The organism is Streptomyces sp. NPDC012637 (genome assembly GCF_042954805.1).
Lineage (GTDB): Bacteria > Actinomycetota > Actinomycetes > Streptomycetales > Streptomycetaceae > Streptomyces.
Genome location: NZ_JBIBDS010000017.1, coordinates 7,996 through 22,860 on the forward strand (window position 1 = coordinate 7,996; position 14,865 = coordinate 22,860).

The following is a 14,865-nucleotide window of genomic DNA, read 5'->3' on the forward strand; positions in this document are numbered from 1 at the left end:
ACCTGGGGGTGCGGGTCCCCCCCTCCCCCGGGGGGGGGGCCGGGGGCCGGGGGGGGGGGCCCCCCCCCGGCCCCCGCCCGGGGGGGGGCGGCCCCCCGGGGGGCCCCCCCCCACCGCCGTTTCCGCCTCAGCCGCGTGAGGTCGGGAGGTCAGCTCTTCGACTTCCCGTCCCACTGGTAGACCGAGTAGACGTCCATGCAGGTCGCCTTGTCGTCCGCACCCTCCGGCAGGTCGCCCGCCGCCACGCTCGGCTTCTTGTACGTGGTGCCCTCGCGCCAGTCGGCGCCGACGACCAGGGTGACGTCCGTGACCTTGGCGTCGGCGCGGACCGCCGAGGCCGGCAGGCCGAGGGCGGTGGCCACCGACTGGGCGTTGGCCTTGCCCTGGTCGCCGTCGCCCTTCGGGTAGAACACCACGGTGTCCTTGCGCGGCTGGGCGTCCCGGGAGGCGTCGGCCCGGGTGAAGCCCTTGTCGCGCAGTTGCTTGGACATCGCGTTGGCCCGGCCCTCCTGGGCCGCCTGGCCGTCGCCCGCGGTGCCGTTGACCACCGTGACCGCGAAGGAGCCGGGCTCCTCGGCGGTCGCCGCCGGCTTCTTGGAGCCGGAGGCGGAGGGCTTCGGCTTGCCGTCGGCCGGGTCGCCGTTCTTGTCCAGGGCGACGTCGTCGCGGAGCATCGACCACATCTTGTCGGCGGCCGACGGGACCAGCTGGAGCCAGGCCTTCGGGTTGCCCGGGTACTCCGTCGTCGGAACGGTGGCCGTGGTGAGGCGGTCCAGCTTCACGTTCTTCAGCTGCATCGACAGGTTGAAGAGCTTGCTCACCGACTTGATCTCGTCGGAGACCACGAGGGCCGTGGTGGCGGTCTCCGCGAGGCCCGTGAGCCGGGTGGTGTCGCTCCAGGCGTCCTGCTCCTGGAGCTTCTTCATCATCCCGTTCATGTACATGTGCTGGGCCTTGGCCCGGTTCTGGTCGCTGCCGAACGCGTGCCGGGTGCGCAGCCACTGGAGCGCCTGCTCGCCCTTGACCTCGGTGGTGCCCTTGGGCAGCCGCAGCCCGGAGCCGCCGGGAGCCTGCGGCGTCGACTTGTCCCACACCCCGGTCTTGACGCAGACCGGGACGCCGCCGACCTCGTCGGCCATCGCCACGACGCCCGCGAAGTCGACCATCATCCAGTGGTCGACGTAGACCCCGGTGAGGGTCTCCCAGGTGGTGAGCGTGCAGCCCGGACCGCCGCGCTGCAGCGACTCGTTGATGGGCCGGTTGGTGGTGGCGGGGTAGGTCTGGCCCTTGTCGTCGGTGCACTTGGGGATCGGGACGACGGTGTCGCGCGGGATCGAGATGATCGAGGCGTTCTTCCGGTCCGCGGACACGTGCAGCAGCATCTGCACGTCGGCGAGCGGAGCGCGGTCCCGGTCCTTCTTGCCGCCGCCCAGCGCCACGTTCTTGGGGTCCTTACGGCTGTCGGAGCCGATGAGGAGGATGTTCAGCGGGGTGTCGCCCAGCGCGTTCGGCGCGGCCTTCTTCACCCCGCTGTCGCCGCCCGCGCGCGCACCGCCGCGGAGGTTGCCGTTGAGGTGCTGGTAGTACAGGTATCCGGCGCCCGCCGTGCCGAGTATCAGCAGCGACAGCGTCACGGCCACCCAGCGGAGTATCCGGCGTTTGCCGGCCTTCCTGGCACGGCGGCGCGGGCCGCCGCGCCGGTGTCCCGTGCCGCCCGAACCGCCCGAACCCCCCGAACCGTCGCCCGGTCCGTCGCCGGCGGAGCCGCCGCCGGCCCGGCGGGAGCGCGGCACGGTGCTGCCCGGGCCCCCACCCGGACCACCGGACCCGGACGCGTGCCCGGGCCCGTCCTCGTAGAGACTCTCGTCCCAGCCCAACTCGCGGGCGCGCGAGGCGCGTTCCCGCGCCCCCTCCCCACGCACGCTGCTCTGTCCCACCCCAGGTCTCCTCAATCACTCAGGCGCGGGCCAAGGCCGGACGGGTCCGGGTCACTTGGCGCACACCTGCTTGTCTGCCGTCTGCGCACCCTCCGGCGCCTTCGCCGGACCGGTGAGGGGCACCCCCGCGCCCTTGAAGTCCGCGCCGAGGACGAGCGTCATGGGCTCGCGCTCCCCGGCGTCCTGCGTGCCCGGCTTGAGAGCCGAGGCGGGCAGGCCCATCAGGTCCGCGAGCTTGCGGGCCTGGTCGGCCTGGTTCGGTGCGTACGTGAGCGAGGTCTTCGCCGCCTTCTCGGGGGCGTTGCTCTTGTTGGTCGACCGCGTCACGCCGTGCTCGTTCTGGAGCCAGTCGATCGTCTTCTGCGCCGCGCCCGTCTTGCCGCTGCCGTTGTAGACGTCGACGCGGACCTCGCGCGCGGTGGAGCGGGCGCCCTGGAGGAGCTTCGCCTCGGCCTGCGCCTGGGCGTTCTTGGCGTCCTGTTCCTTCTTCTTCACCTCGGTGAGCGAGATGTCGGACAGCATCATCTCGAAGAGCTGCGGGGCCTTCTCCGGGTCGGGGACGACCGTCACCGGCGTGGGCTCGTCAGGGTTGTCGATGACCGGCAGCGTCAGGAACGTGATGTTCTTGGTGTCGATCTTGGACAGCTCCAGGGCCAGGGACTTGAGCTTCGAGATGCTCCCTATGCCCGTGTCGACGGTGAGCGCGTTGGTCGCGGCGTCGGCCAGGTCGTACAGCTTGCTCGGTGACGTGAGCGTGTCGTCCGACTTCATCTGACGGATCATCGAGCTGAGGAACTGCTGCTGGACCTTCATGCGGTCGAGGTCGCTCTTGTTGCCGAAGCTGGAGCGGGTGCGGACGAACGCCAGCGCCTGCTCGCCCATGATCGTCGACTCGCCCTTGGGCAGCTTCAGATGCGACTTCGGGTCGTCGATCGGCTTCTCCACACAGACCTTCACGCCGCCGACCGCCGTCGTCATCTCCTTGACGGCGTTGAAGTCGGCCATCATGAAGTGGTCGACGGTCAGGCCGGTGATCTCCTTGACCGTGCGCATGGTGCAGCCGGGGTCGCGGTCCGACTGGCCGAGGCTGATGTTGAAGCGCTCGTCCGTCTGGCCGGGGATCTTCTTGATGCTGCCGTCCGGGAGCTTGGTCTCGCACTCGGGGATGTCGATGACCAGGTCCCGGGGGATGGACATCGCCGTGGCGTTCGTCCGGTCCTTGGAGACGTGGAAGAGGATCGTGGTGTCGGCATGGCCGGGACTGTTCTTGTCCCCGTAGCCCGAGTTGCCCTCACCGGTCCGCTTGTCGGTGCCGATGAGCAGGATGTTGAAGGCCTCGTCCTTCTTGAAGCCTTCCGAGCCGCCGGCCACCTCGATGGTGTTGATGTTGTTGTCGAAGTGGTTGTACAGCGCGTACGCGCCGGCGGCGCCGCCCACGAGGACGACGGCCATCGTGCCGCCGGTCCACATCAGGACCTTCTTCTTGCGCGACTTCTCCGGACGGCGCTTGCGGCGGCCCGCCGCGGAGGGCCGGTCACCGGGCTCGGCGGCACGGCGACGGCGCTGCCCCGGGACCGGCGGAACGGTCTCGGTCAGCCGGTCGTGCGTTCTCTGGCCGGGAGGTGTGGCGCCGCGGGTGGTACGGGGGCGCGGGTGGGACGGGGCAGCGGGCTGCGACTGCCCAGCGGAGCGGTCCAGTCGCAGTTCGTAGTTGCCTGTCTGCGGGTTGAGCACCCACTGGTCGGCGGGGTCGATCTCGTCCGCCCGTCCACGGCTGTGCGCGTCCACGGTTACTTGAGTCCTCCGTCGGTGCCACGCGAGGCGCCTCCCCCTCGGGCGCTCGGTCGTTCGATCCATCGAGTGCGCGACCACGCGGTCGGGTGCACCGGATCGCGTCACACTATCCGCCCAGTTCAGCGTGGGGCGACGTCCGTGACAAATTCCACGCCCCTTACACCCGGGCAATTTGCCCAAACCTCATCCAGCACCGCCCTTCCCTTGGTCCCCGCTTTACGAACCGGCCACGCGGGCCGCACGCGCGTCCGTCACCGGCAGGCCCCCTCCGCGGCGTTCCGCCCGGCGAAGGACGGCGCCGCCGAGGCGCCCGGTCGCTCCGCCGTCTGCTCCGTCGTCCCGCCGCCGCCCGGGTGGACGGTGACCGGCTGGTCGGCGCGCAGCCGCGCGAACAGCTGGTCCGCGGCGGGCTGCACCAGTTCGTCCCGGTTCGCGTTGTACGAGTACGGCCGCCGGGGCACCGTCAGGAACTGCACCTTCTCGGTCGGGATCGCCCGCATCGACCGGGCCAGGTCGTACAGGTCCCGGAGGGACGCGAGGCCCGGGTCGGTCGTGATCGACCTCGTCGCCGCGTCGAGCACCGGATACAGCCGGGTCGGATTGAGCAGCACGCCGTCGCTCTGCACCTTGTTGACCAGGGCCCCGAGGAACTGCTGCTGCCGGTCCATCCGCTCGGTGTCGCTGCCGTTCCCGAGCGACTTCCTGGCCCGGACGAAACCGAGCGCCTGCTCGCCGTGCAGGATCTGCCGGCCGGCGGGCAGCTTCAGATGGGCGTCCTTGTCGTCGATCGGCTCCCTGAGGCAGATCTCGACGCCGTCGACGGCGTCGACCATCTTCTTGAAGCCCCGGAAGTCGATCACCATGTGGTGATCGATCCGGATCTTGGTCAGCTTCTCCAGGGTCCGGATGGTGCAGGCGGTCCCGCCGAACTCGAAGGCCCAGTTGAACTGGGCGAACTGCGGCGAGGTGCGCCCGCCGCCCCTGCCCCCCTTCCCCGTCCTGGCGCAACTGGGGATCTGCACCATCAGGTCGCGGGGGATGGACACCGCGGTCGCCCCCGCCCCGCCCGCGGAGATGTGCAGCAGGATCGTGGTGTCCGAGCGCTGGGTGCCGCCGTCCTGCCCGTACTTGCCGTTCCCTGTGCCCGCCCGCGTGTCCGAGCCGATCAGCAGGATGTTCCGCGCCGCGTTCACGGCCGGCGAGGGCCGCTCCTTCTCGTACTTGAGCAGCTCGGCCGCGGCGGTGGTGTCCGTGGTGATGTTCCCGTCCAGCTTCCGGTACAGCCACCAGCCCACCCCCGCCGCCACCAGCACCACGACCGCCGCTCCCAACGCCGCCCAGCGGAGCCAGTGCCGCCGCCTGCGAGCGCCCTCGGCGGGCGAGTCTGCGCTGTCCGTCACGTCTGATCCGTCCTCGATGGCGTCGGCGGCACGCGGCACGCCGGCCACTGAGGTAGACGGCGGATCCCGGCCCACGGTTCTGCGGAAGGCGTCGAACACCCCCCGGCCGATCATGTACCGGACTCCCCGGAGACACCCGGGTACGCGGCGCGTCGATGGGCCGTACGGGTGGCGACGCGCACGTTTCGCCCGCCACCGGGTAGGTCACGCGCCCCGCCGGGCGGGTGCCTTCGCGTGGCCTCCGTGTGGGCATTCGTCCCGCCGGGGCGGGGCGGGTGGGCACACGGAACGGCGCCCTTGGCGGGCGCCGCCACCTCTGTGCCTGCCCGTCACCCCTGCGGCGGCGCCCGTACGACACGCGCCGCGCACGGCAGGGCCCGCCCGGCGGCGCGGCGCCCTCAGGGCTCAGCCGGCCTCGGCCTAGGACACCGCCACCGTCACCCGCTCGCTCTCCACCCGCTTGGCGAGCCCCTCCTCACCGAGCTGCCCCAGGTTCCGGCACAGCACCACCGACCCGCCCGCCGCGAGCGGGGCGTACAGGCCGGCCGAGACGCCGGCCCAGGTGTCGTACGAGCGCCCGGACAGCAGCCGAGCCCCGGCCCCCAGCCCCAGGTCCGCCGCATCCGCACGGGCGCGCTCGACGAGCTGGGTGCCCGTCAGTTCCGTACCGTCGACGACGAGCGCGGGCGCACCCGGATCGACCGGTACGAACGGTGCGAACCGGTCGCCCTGGCTCGGCACCTCCACCGCGTAGTCCGCGTATCCGGCCGGCGGCGCGGGGAAGCGGCGCCCCAACGGCGCGAGGGAGAGCGCGATCCGGTCTCCCGGGCAGGCGAGGCCCGCCTCGAGTCCGTCGGGCCCCGCCACCACGTAGTCCGCGTCGGCCGGATCGCCGCCGAGCTCCGCGGTCACACCGACGGAGGCGCAGGCGAGCAGCCACACCGCGGTCTGCCAGTGCGCGGGCAGCAGCAGCGCGACCCGGTCGCCCGGGGACGCGGACAGTTCGCCCTGGAGCAGATTGGCGGTCTTGGCCACCCAATTGGCGAAGGTGGCCACCGACAATTCCACGCGTTCACCGGTGGCGTCGTCGTAGAAAGTGACCAAGGGGCGGGCGGGATCCGCGGCGAGCGCGGATCGCAGCAGGTCGGCAGGGGTGCGGTCGCTGGCGTTCACGCGGGCAAGGGTACGCGCGCCGTCGGGACCGGTCCGCCGTACCGGTGACGGTGTCCACCGGTCGGCCCGACGGAGCGTCAGTTTCCGTGCCGGATCCCGCCGTGCGGAACCCCGGCCCGCTGCGGACGATCGCTCCATGCGTGCCTACCTCGCCTCCTCGATCGCCGTCACGTGCGCGGCGGCACTCGCCCTGCCGCTCGCCCTCACGACCCCTGCCGGCGCGGCCGCAGCCCCCGCCGCCCCCGTCCTACGCACGGACCCAGCCGTCTCCGCCGACGCGGTCGCCGTGGCCGCCGCGCCCCGGAGCGAACTCGCGGGGTCGACCCAGTCGCTCCCGCTCGAACCCCTCGAACACCTCGAGCACCTCGAACCCCAGGCGCACGGCCGGACGGTCGGCCGCCCCGCCGGGGCGGCGGGGGAGCAGGGCCTCACCCGACGGGACGTCAGGCCGTTCTCGCTCGTCGGCGTGGTCTGGGACGACGCGCACGCCCCGCTGCACGGCACCGTGCAGGTCCGCACCCGGGCCACGACGGACGGGGCCTGGTCCGCGTGGCAGGACCTGGAGACCCACAACGACGAGCACGGCGCGGACCCGGCCTCGGCGGAGGCCCGTTCGGGCGCCCTGCGCGGGGCCACCGCGCCGCTGTGGGTCGGCGCCTCGGACGGCGTCGAGGTCCGCGTACGCCCGGAGGCCGAGGCACGAGCAGCCGCATCCCTTCCGGCGGGCCTGCGCCTGGAACTGGTCGACCCGGGCGCGGACCCGGGCCAGGACCGGGGTACGGCCCAGGGTCGGGGCACGGGCCAGGACCGAGGTATGGGCCAGGGTCAGGACCCGGGTACGGGCCTGGGCCAGGGGCCGGGCCAGGACCGGGGTACGGCCCAGGGCCAGGACCCGGGCCAGGGCCAGGGGCCGGGCGCGGACCGGGGTACGGACCTGGCCGCGCTCCCGGCTCGGGACTTCGCTCCGACCCCGGCCTCCGCACCCGCCCCGCACACGAAATCCGTCGCGCGGACCCCGGCGTTCGCGCCCGAGTCGGGAGCCGGGCTCGAGTCGGGAGCCGTGCCCGGGTCGGCGTCCACTCGCCCATCGGCGCCTGAGTCCGCATCCGCATCCGCATCCGCATCCGCATCCGCCACCGGCTCCGCATCCGCCTCCGGATTCATGCGCGCCGCGGCACCGCCCGCCGCGCTCACCGACGAAGAGGCCGCCGCGGCGAGCGTCAACGCGCAGCTCGCCCCCGTCGGTGCCGCCGAGATCCCCGCCCTGACCCGGGCGCAGACCCTGGCGGCCCTCCCGTCCGCCGCGCCGGCGGCTCAGGCGGCCCGGTCGGTCCGGTCGGCCGCGAAGCCGTACATCGGTCCTCGCCCCAAGATCACCACCCGCAAGGGCTGGGGGGCCGACGAGAAGATGCGCGAGCGGGGCTTCGTCTACACGAAGACGATCAAGGCGGCGTTCGTCCACCACAGCGCCACCGGCAACAAGTACACCTGCAAGCAGGCCCCCTCCGTGCTGCGGAGCATCTACCGCTACCACGTGAAGAGCCTGGGCTGGCGCGACTTCGGCTACAACTTCGCCGTCGACAAGTGCGGAAACATCTACGAGGGCCGCGCCGGCGGCGTCGCCAAGCCGGTCCTCGGCGCCCACACCCTCGGCTTCAACAGCAACAGCATGGGCATCGCCGTCCTCGGCACGTACGGCAGTTCCTCCCCGCCGGCCGCCGTCGTGACGGCCGTCGCACGGCTGACCGCGTGGAAACTGGGGCTGCACGGGGTGAATCCGAAGGGGAAGGCGACTCTGACCTCAGGAGGCGGAAACCTCTACAAAAAGGGCAGAAAGGTGAAGTTCAACGCCATCGCCGGCCATCGCGACGGCTTCGCCACCGAGTGCCCGGGCGGGCGCCTCTACAACAAGCTCGGCACCGCCCGCTCGGCCTCGGCGAAGTACCAGGGAAGGCGCTGACGGGGGCACGGATGGGGTCGAGGACTCAACCATCTGCATAAACTGACCGGTCATATCGTACGGACGGCCGAACGAATGCCGTCCCCGGCGACGAGACCGGACCCGAACAGGAAGCAGAGACGACAGGTGACCGAAGCGATTCTCCTGGTCGGTGGCAAAGGCACCCGGCTGCGTCCCCTGACGGTCAACACGCCCAAGCCGATGGTCCCGGCGGCCGGTGTTCCCTTCCTGACGCACCAGCTGGCCCGGGCCCGGGCGGCCGGCGTGGACCACATCGTCCTCGCCACCTCGTACCTGGCGGAGGTCTTCGAGCCGTACTTCGGGGACGGCTCGGCGCTCGGCCTGAGCATCGAGTACGTCACGGAGGAGGAGCCGCTCGGCACCGGCGGGGCCATCCGCAACGTGGCCTCGCGGCTCCATTCGGCGCCCGGGGACCCGGTCCTGATCTTCAACGGCGACATCCTCACCGGCCTGGACATCCGCGCCCTCGTCGCCACCCACGAGTCCTCCGGCGCGGACGTCTCCCTCCACCTCACCCGGGTGGAGGACCCGCGGGCCTTCGGTCTGGTCCCCACGGACCCCACCGGCCGGGTCACGGCCTTCCTGGAGAAGCCGCAGACCCCCGAGGAGATCGTCACCGACCAGATCAACGCGGGCGCGTACGTGTTCCGGCGCTCGGTCATCGACACCATCCCGGCCGGCCGGCCGGTCTCCGTCGAACGCGAGACCTTCCCCGAGCTGCTGGCCTCCGGCGCGCACCTCCAGGGCATGGTCGACTCCACGTACTGGCTCGACCTCGGCACCCCGCAGGCCTTCGTCCGTGGCTCCGCCGACCTCGTCCTCGGCCGCGCGCCGTCCCCGGCGGTCCCCGGCCGCTGCGGCGACCGGCTGGTCCTGGACACGGCCACGGTGGCCCCGGACGCCAAGCTGACCGGCGGTACGGTGATCGGTCCCGGCGCGGTGATCGGCGCCGGCGCCCGCGTCATCGGCTCCACGGTCCTGGCGAACGCGGTCGTGGAACCCGGGGCCGTCATCACCGACTCCCTCATCGGCACGGGCGCCCGCATCGGCGCCCGCACGCTCCTGACCGGCGCGGTGATCGGCGACGGGGCGGAGGTCGGCCCGGACAACGAACTCCGCGAGGGCGTCCGCGTCTGGTGCGACGCCAGACTCCCCGCGGCTTCCCTCCGCTTCTCCTCGGACCAGTAACCCCCGCTCCCGGCCGCAGGGGCGGCCGGGCCCGCCACGTCTCCGCCGCAGGACGCTCGCCTCGTCGCACTCCCGCTGCGGGCTTTCTGGCGGCGTCCGCCCAGTCCTCCGGCCTCGCCCCACGGCCCCGCGGCGGCAGGCCACATGCTCGCAACGGCGCGGCGGGGCCCCGCCAACCGGGACGGTGGGGCCCCGCTGTGGAAGTGCGAATGCCCACAACGCGGCGCCGCCCGTGGCCCTGCGACGGGGGCGGTGAGGGCCCACGGGGGCGGCCGATCCCCGCAACACGGCGCGGCGAGGCCCCCGGCCGACGGGCGAATGCCCGCAACGGCGCGGGATCCCGCCGGCGCCGGCACGGATAGGCTCGTGCCATGGCCGGCCGCTTCGCCCCCCGCACCCCCACCACGCGCACCACATACCGCGGCGGCCACATCCCCGTACCCACGGCCCAGGGCCGGGACCTCGAGCAGGACCAGGACCTGGACCTGGGCCTCACCCTCGGGCCCCTGCGCCGCGGCCCCGGCGACCCCACGTTCCGCACCACCGCCGACGGCTCCGTCTGGCGGGCCAGCCGGACGCCGGACGGGCCCGGGACGCTCCGCGTGCGGATCCGCGCGGGGGCCGTCGCGGCCGAGGCGTGGGGTCCCGGCGCGACCTGGCTGCTCGACGGACTGCCCGCGCTGCTCGGCGGCGACGACGACCCCGACGCCTTCGTCCCCCGCCACAAGCTCCTCGCGCTCACCCACCGCGCCCGCCGGGGCCTGCGGCTCACCCGCACCGGCCTCGTGATGGAGTCGCTGATCCCCTCCGTCCTGGAGCAGAAGGTCACCACCGACGAGGCCTACCGCTCCTGGCGGCTGCTCGTCCGCAAGTACGGCGAGCCCGCCCCGGGCCCGACGCCGGACGGCATGTACGTGATGCCCGACGCCCGTACGTGGGCGATGATCCCGTCCTGGGAGTGGCACCGCGCGAACGTCGACGGCAAGCGCTCCGCCACCATCGTCCGCGCGGCCCGCGTCGCCCGCCGCATGGAGGAGGCCGCGCACATGGCCCCGCCGGAGGCCCGCAAGCGCCTGGAACTGATCCCCGGCATCGGCCCCTGGACCTCCGCGGAGACCGTCCAGCGCAGCAACGGCGCCCCGGACGAGGTCACCACCGGCGACCTCCACCTGCCCGGCATCGTGGGCTGGGCGCTCGCCGGCGACCGTACGGCCGACGACGCGGCCATGCTGGAACTGCTCGCCCCGTACGAGGGCCAGCGCCACCGCGCCGCCCGCCTGATCCTCCTCAGCGGCCGCGTCCCACCCCGCCGGGCGCCGCGGCTGGCGCCGAACGACATCACCGCGTGGTGAGGGACCGCGGGCGGAGATCGCCGGCAGCGCTCACCGGACCTCGATGAACGCCCCCGCCTGCCGCGCCGGACGTTCCTTCGGCGGAGCCGCCGGGCGGCCCACCGCCACGGCGCCCATCGGGTCCCAGCCGGCTGGCAGGCCGAGCACGTCCCGCACGACGCCGCGGCAGAACATCGTCGAGGACACCCACGCCGAGCCGAGCCGCTCACCGGCCAGGGCGACCAGCAGGTTCTGCACGCCCGCGCCCGCCGCGACCACGAACATCTCGCGCTCGGCGGCGTCCCGGCGCGGGTCGCCGTAGTGGTGGGCGCCGTCCATGACGAGGCACGGCACGATCAGGTACGGCGCGTTGCGCAGGACGTCGCCGCGGCGGATCCGCCGGGCGATCGACTCCTCCGACTTCCCGTCCGCCCGCAGGTCCGCGATCCACGCGTCCCGCATCGCGTCGAGCAGCCGCACCCGCGAGGCCTCCGACTCGAGCAGGACGAAGCGCCACGGAGTGGTGTGGTGCGGCGCGGGAGCCGTGACGGCGGCGGCGACCGCGCGCCGTACCGCGCCCGGGTCGACCGGGTCGTCGGTGAACTCCCGCACGGTGCGCCGCAGCGTCACCGCCTCCCGGACCGCCTCCGAGGTGCCGAGCCGGAACATGTCGTCGGCGGCGTCCCGTACCAGCGCCCGCGCGCCCGGCTCCTCGTCGCCGCCCACCACGTGGCCCAGCCCGCGGACGACCGCGACGGGCCGGCCCGCGGCCTTGCCCTTCACCAGGTCGCCGGCGGCGGCGAGTTCGTCGGCCGTGGCGACCACGGTCACGTTCAGCTCGTTGCCGTGGGAGTCGGTCACGCCCCGCAGGTCGTCCAGGACCCGCACCCCGGCCGCGCCGATGGCCACGTCCGTGAGCCCGCCGCGCCAGGGCCGTCCGAAGGTGTCGGTGACGACCACGCCGACCTCGACGCCCAGCGCCTCGCGCAGGCCCGCGCGGATCCGCCGGGCCGAGGCGTCCGGGTCCTCGGGCAGCAACAGCACCGTCCCGGCAGGGGTGTTGGAGGCGTCGACGCCGGCGGCGGCCATCACGAGGCCCTGCCGGTTCTCGACGATGCGGAGGGCACCGCGCCGCGCCACCACCCGTACCGTCTCGGCGTCGATCGCCTCCTCCCGGTCGTCGGCGGCGATCACCCGCCCCTCCGCCTTGCTCACGATCTTCGAGGTGACGAGGAGGACGTCCCCGTCGACGAGCCCCGGGGACACGGAGGCGATCAGCTTGGCGATGTCGTCGCCGGCCGTGACCTCGGGCAGGCCGTCGAGCGCCCACACCTCGTAACGGGCACCGCCGTCGGGCCGCTCGCCCGTCACGCGCCGGCCCCGGCGTCCCGGAGCTCCGCCGCGAGCGCCAGCGCCTCGCGCGCCATCTCCGCCGTCGCGTCCAGGTCGGTCATCATCAGCGGCACCGCGCGGCAGCGGATGCCCGCCGACTCGACGTCCGCGACCGTGCCCGCGTCGACGGTGTCGACGAGCCAGCCGTCGACGAGCCCGGCGCCGTAGTGCCGGGCGACGGCCGCCGCCGTGGACTCGACGCCGACCGCCGCGAGCACCTTGTCGGCCATGCCGCGCACGGGCGCGTCGCCGACGATGGGGGAGAGGCCGACCACGGGCGCACCGGCGGAGGCGACCGCCTCGCGGATGCCGGGCACGGCCAGGATCGTGCCGACGGACACGACGGGGTTGGACGGCGGGAACAGGATGACGTCGGCCGCGGCGACGGCTTCCAGGACGCCCGGCGCGGGCTTCGCCTGCTCCGCGCCGACCGGCACGACGGCCTTGGCGTCCACGGAGGCGCGCAGCTTCACCCAGTACTCCTGGAAGTGCACGGCCCGCTGCTCGCCGTCCTCCTCGATCGCCACGTGCGTCTCGACCCGGTCGTCGGACATCGGGATCAGCCGGACGCCGGGCTGCCAGCGGGCGCACAGCGCCTCGGTGACGGCGCTGAGCGGGTAGCCGGCGCCCAGCATCTGGGTGCGGACGATATGGGTGGCGAAGTCGCGGTCGCCGAGGCCGAACCACTCGGGCCCGACCCCGTACGCCGCGAGTTCCTCCTTGACGGTGAAGGACTCGTCCTCGCGGCCCCAGCCCTGTTCCTCGTTGATGCCACCACCGAGGGTGTACATCACGGTGTCGAGGTCGGGGCAGACCTTGAGGCCGAAGAGATGGATGTCGTCACCGGTGTTGCCGATGACCGTGATCTCCGCGTCGGGCGCGGCCTGCTTGAGGCCGCGAAGGAAGCGGGCACCACCGATGCCACCGGCCAGAACCACAATGCGCATGCGGACAGTCTGTCAGCCGCGGGCCGGTCCTCTGAGGGGTGGTGGCCGGGAGACGGCGGGATCCGCACGTGCCGTCAGGCGGTGACGGCTCCGTGGGCCGCCGGGGCGGAAGGGGCCGCCGGGGCGGAAGGGGCGGACGCGTCCGGGATCGCGGCGCACTGCTCGCGCACCGACTCGTGCATCGGCATCTCCGTCAGGCCCGGGTAGTAGACGTGCAGGCTGACGGCCGGCTCCAGGGAGTCGTTGACGACCTCGTGGACGTAGCCCGGCGCGAAGACGCGCTGCGCTCCCGCGTCGAGCGTCCGTGCGCCCCGCTCCGTCCGCTCCGTCAGCTCGCCTTCGAGGACGGTGAGCACGCCGGACGACGGGCCGTGGTCGTGGCTGCCGCTGCCCTGTCCGGGCAGCCAGGAGAGCAGCCAGATCTCGTAGCCGGGGCCGGTGCGGAGCCGGTGGTACCAGCGGGTGGTGGCGTCGTACTCGACGTACGGGGCCCACAGGGCGCGGTCGGCGGCCAGCTCGCGGGCGAGGCCGGCGAACTCGGCCACGGTGACGGGGTGCTCGCGGGCGGGCTGGAGGAGGTGCGGGACCTCAAGGATGTCGCCGGCGATCTGAAGGTCGCTGTCCATGTTCATGGGTGCGGTGGTTCCTCGGCAGAAGTGCGGGGTGTCGCAGAACAGATGCTGATGCGCGGGGTGCGCGGGTCACACGGGGTGCGGCGGCGGGACGGCGGCCGCGCGGGAAGCCGGAGCGCTACGGGAGGACGCGCGCGTCAACAGCTGGGACAGCAACAGCAACAGCGGGCCTGGACAGCGCGGCGGAACCCACGGGCGTGGGTCGCGGAGGGCGCTGCGGTCGCTGGCATGCCACCAAAGTGGCGGGCGAGACACCCGACTGTCAACTCAATGCCCGATATGGCGGTAATGTTTCACCTCATCCGGTTACAGCGTGTGCAGAAAGGTTTGCGCAGCGCGGTACCGGGAGACATGGCGCAGCATCCGTCGCCGCGGGGCGCGGACGGGATCCTGTGATCGGACTGTGATCCGGATCGCTTCCGTGGCCGGATCGCAACAAGATCGAAGTTCCGGTCGTCCTTCCTTGTGAGGCGTCACGGTGCGGCCAGGCTGGTGGCATGTGTCAGGTTTTTGGTGATTTGAACACTTTCCGCATAGGCTTGGTTCCGCAGAGTGAATACGGGGCCCAATAGCAGATCTCGGCTTGACTCGCACAGAGCACGAACTTGTAATTTCACTCGTGTCGTTCGGCCGGATCGATCCGGGATCGATAACGGCAACATCACGGGGACGCAAAGACAGACGAGGGGCGCACATGACCGAGTTGTTCGAGGAACTGCTGGTCGAGGACGCGGGCGAGGAACTCGGCTGGCAGGAGCGCGCACTGTGCGCCCAGACCGACCCCGAGTCCTTTTTCCCCGAGAAGGGCGGCTCGACGCGAGAGGCGAAGAAGGTCTGCCTCGCCTGCGAGGTCCGCTCCGAATGCCTCGAATACGCGCTGCAGAACGACGAGCGCTTCGGCATCTGGGGCGGTCTGTCCGAGCGGGAGCGCCGCCGCCTCAAGAAGGCCGCCGTCTGAATCCGGCCACGCCCCTGCGGGGGCGGACACCGGGACGCATACCAGGACACATAACGAACGGTCCGCCGCCTGTGGGTTGTCCACAGGCGGCGGACCGTTCTCGTGGCAGCCGTTAGTGTGGGCCTCCGTCCG

At 72.9% G+C, this 14,865-nt stretch carries 11 protein-coding genes; 4 read left to right on the forward strand and 7 right to left on the reverse strand.

What is annotated here, in order from left to right; all coding sequences use genetic code 11:
- Nucleotides 1-149: 149 nt before the first annotated feature.
- The 4 genes from ACFY8W_RS37425 to ACFY8W_RS37440 all read right to left on the reverse strand — a co-directional run bounded on the left by ACFY8W_RS37425 (nt 150) and on the right by ACFY8W_RS37440 (nt 6,304).
- Nucleotides 150-1,640 carry an LCP family protein gene (locus tag ACFY8W_RS37425; protein WP_391115626.1) on the reverse strand — a complete coding sequence of 497 codons (1,491 nt, stop codon included), beginning with the start codon at nt 1,638-1,640 and terminating at the stop codon, nt 150-152.
- A 348-nt stretch (nt 1,641-1,988) separates the two neighbouring features.
- On the reverse strand, nt 1,989-3,725 hold the full coding sequence (locus ACFY8W_RS37430; protein WP_391115628.1) for an LCP family protein: 1,737 nt from the start codon (nt 3,723-3,725) through the stop codon (nt 1,989-1,991).
- A gap of 257 nt (nt 3,726-3,982) precedes the next feature.
- Nucleotides 3,983-5,131 (reverse strand): LCP family protein, encoded by a 1,149-nt coding sequence (locus ACFY8W_RS37435; protein ID WP_391115630.1) that lies wholly within the window; start codon nt 5,129-5,131, stop codon nt 3,983-3,985.
- A 420-nt stretch (nt 5,132-5,551) separates the two neighbouring features.
- On the reverse strand, nt 5,552-6,304 hold the full coding sequence (locus ACFY8W_RS37440) for a TIGR03089 family protein (RefSeq protein ID WP_391115632.1): 753 nt from the start codon (nt 6,302-6,304) through the stop codon (nt 5,552-5,554).
- Nucleotides 6,305-6,440: 136 nt separating this feature from the next.
- On the opposite strand from ACFY8W_RS37440, the gene ACFY8W_RS37445 reads away from it, so the two are divergent.
- From ACFY8W_RS37445 to ACFY8W_RS37455, 3 genes are all read left to right on the forward strand, one after another.
- A complete protein-coding gene (locus tag ACFY8W_RS37445) occupies nt 6,441-8,264 on the forward strand; it encodes an N-acetylmuramoyl-L-alanine amidase (protein WP_391115633.1) in 1,824 nt (607 codons plus the stop codon).
- Nucleotides 8,265-8,390: 126 nt separating this feature from the next.
- Nucleotides 8,391-9,473, forward strand: a complete 1,083-nt coding sequence (locus tag ACFY8W_RS37450; RefSeq protein WP_391115635.1) for a sugar phosphate nucleotidyltransferase — start codon at nt 8,391-8,393, stop codon at nt 9,471-9,473.
- A gap of 371 nt (nt 9,474-9,844) precedes the next feature.
- On the forward strand, nt 9,845-10,825 hold the full coding sequence (locus ACFY8W_RS37455; protein WP_391115637.1) for a DNA-3-methyladenine glycosylase family protein: 981 nt from the start codon (nt 9,845-9,847) through the stop codon (nt 10,823-10,825).
- A 30-nt stretch (nt 10,826-10,855) separates the two neighbouring features.
- Here ACFY8W_RS37455 and ACFY8W_RS37460 read toward each other — a convergent pair whose 3' ends face one another.
- The 3 genes from ACFY8W_RS37460 to ACFY8W_RS37470 form a co-directional block, all read right to left on the reverse strand.
- The gene (locus tag ACFY8W_RS37460; protein ID WP_391115638.1) at nt 10,856-12,175 is read right to left on the reverse strand and encodes a coenzyme F420-0:L-glutamate ligase; all 1,320 of its coding nucleotides are present in this window, start codon (nt 12,173-12,175) and stop codon (nt 10,856-10,858) included.
- Entirely contained in the window at nt 12,172-13,143 is a 972-nt protein-coding gene (gene cofD, locus ACFY8W_RS37465; protein WP_391115640.1) for a 2-phospho-L-lactate transferase, read from the reverse strand. Before cofD ends, ACFY8W_RS37460 begins: the two co-directional genes overlap by 4 nt.
- Nucleotides 13,144-13,217: 74 nt before the next feature.
- Nucleotides 13,218-13,775, reverse strand: coding sequence for a cupin domain-containing protein (locus tag ACFY8W_RS37470; RefSeq protein ID WP_391115641.1), 558 nt, complete (start codon nt 13,773-13,775; stop codon nt 13,218-13,220).
- Nucleotides 13,776-14,469: 694 nt separating this feature from the next.
- Here ACFY8W_RS37470 and ACFY8W_RS37475 point away from each other — a divergent pair.
- On the forward strand, nt 14,470-14,733 hold the full coding sequence (locus ACFY8W_RS37475) for a WhiB family transcriptional regulator (protein WP_128984260.1): 264 nt from the start codon (nt 14,470-14,472) through the stop codon (nt 14,731-14,733).
- Nucleotides 14,734-14,865: the final 132 nt, after the last annotated feature.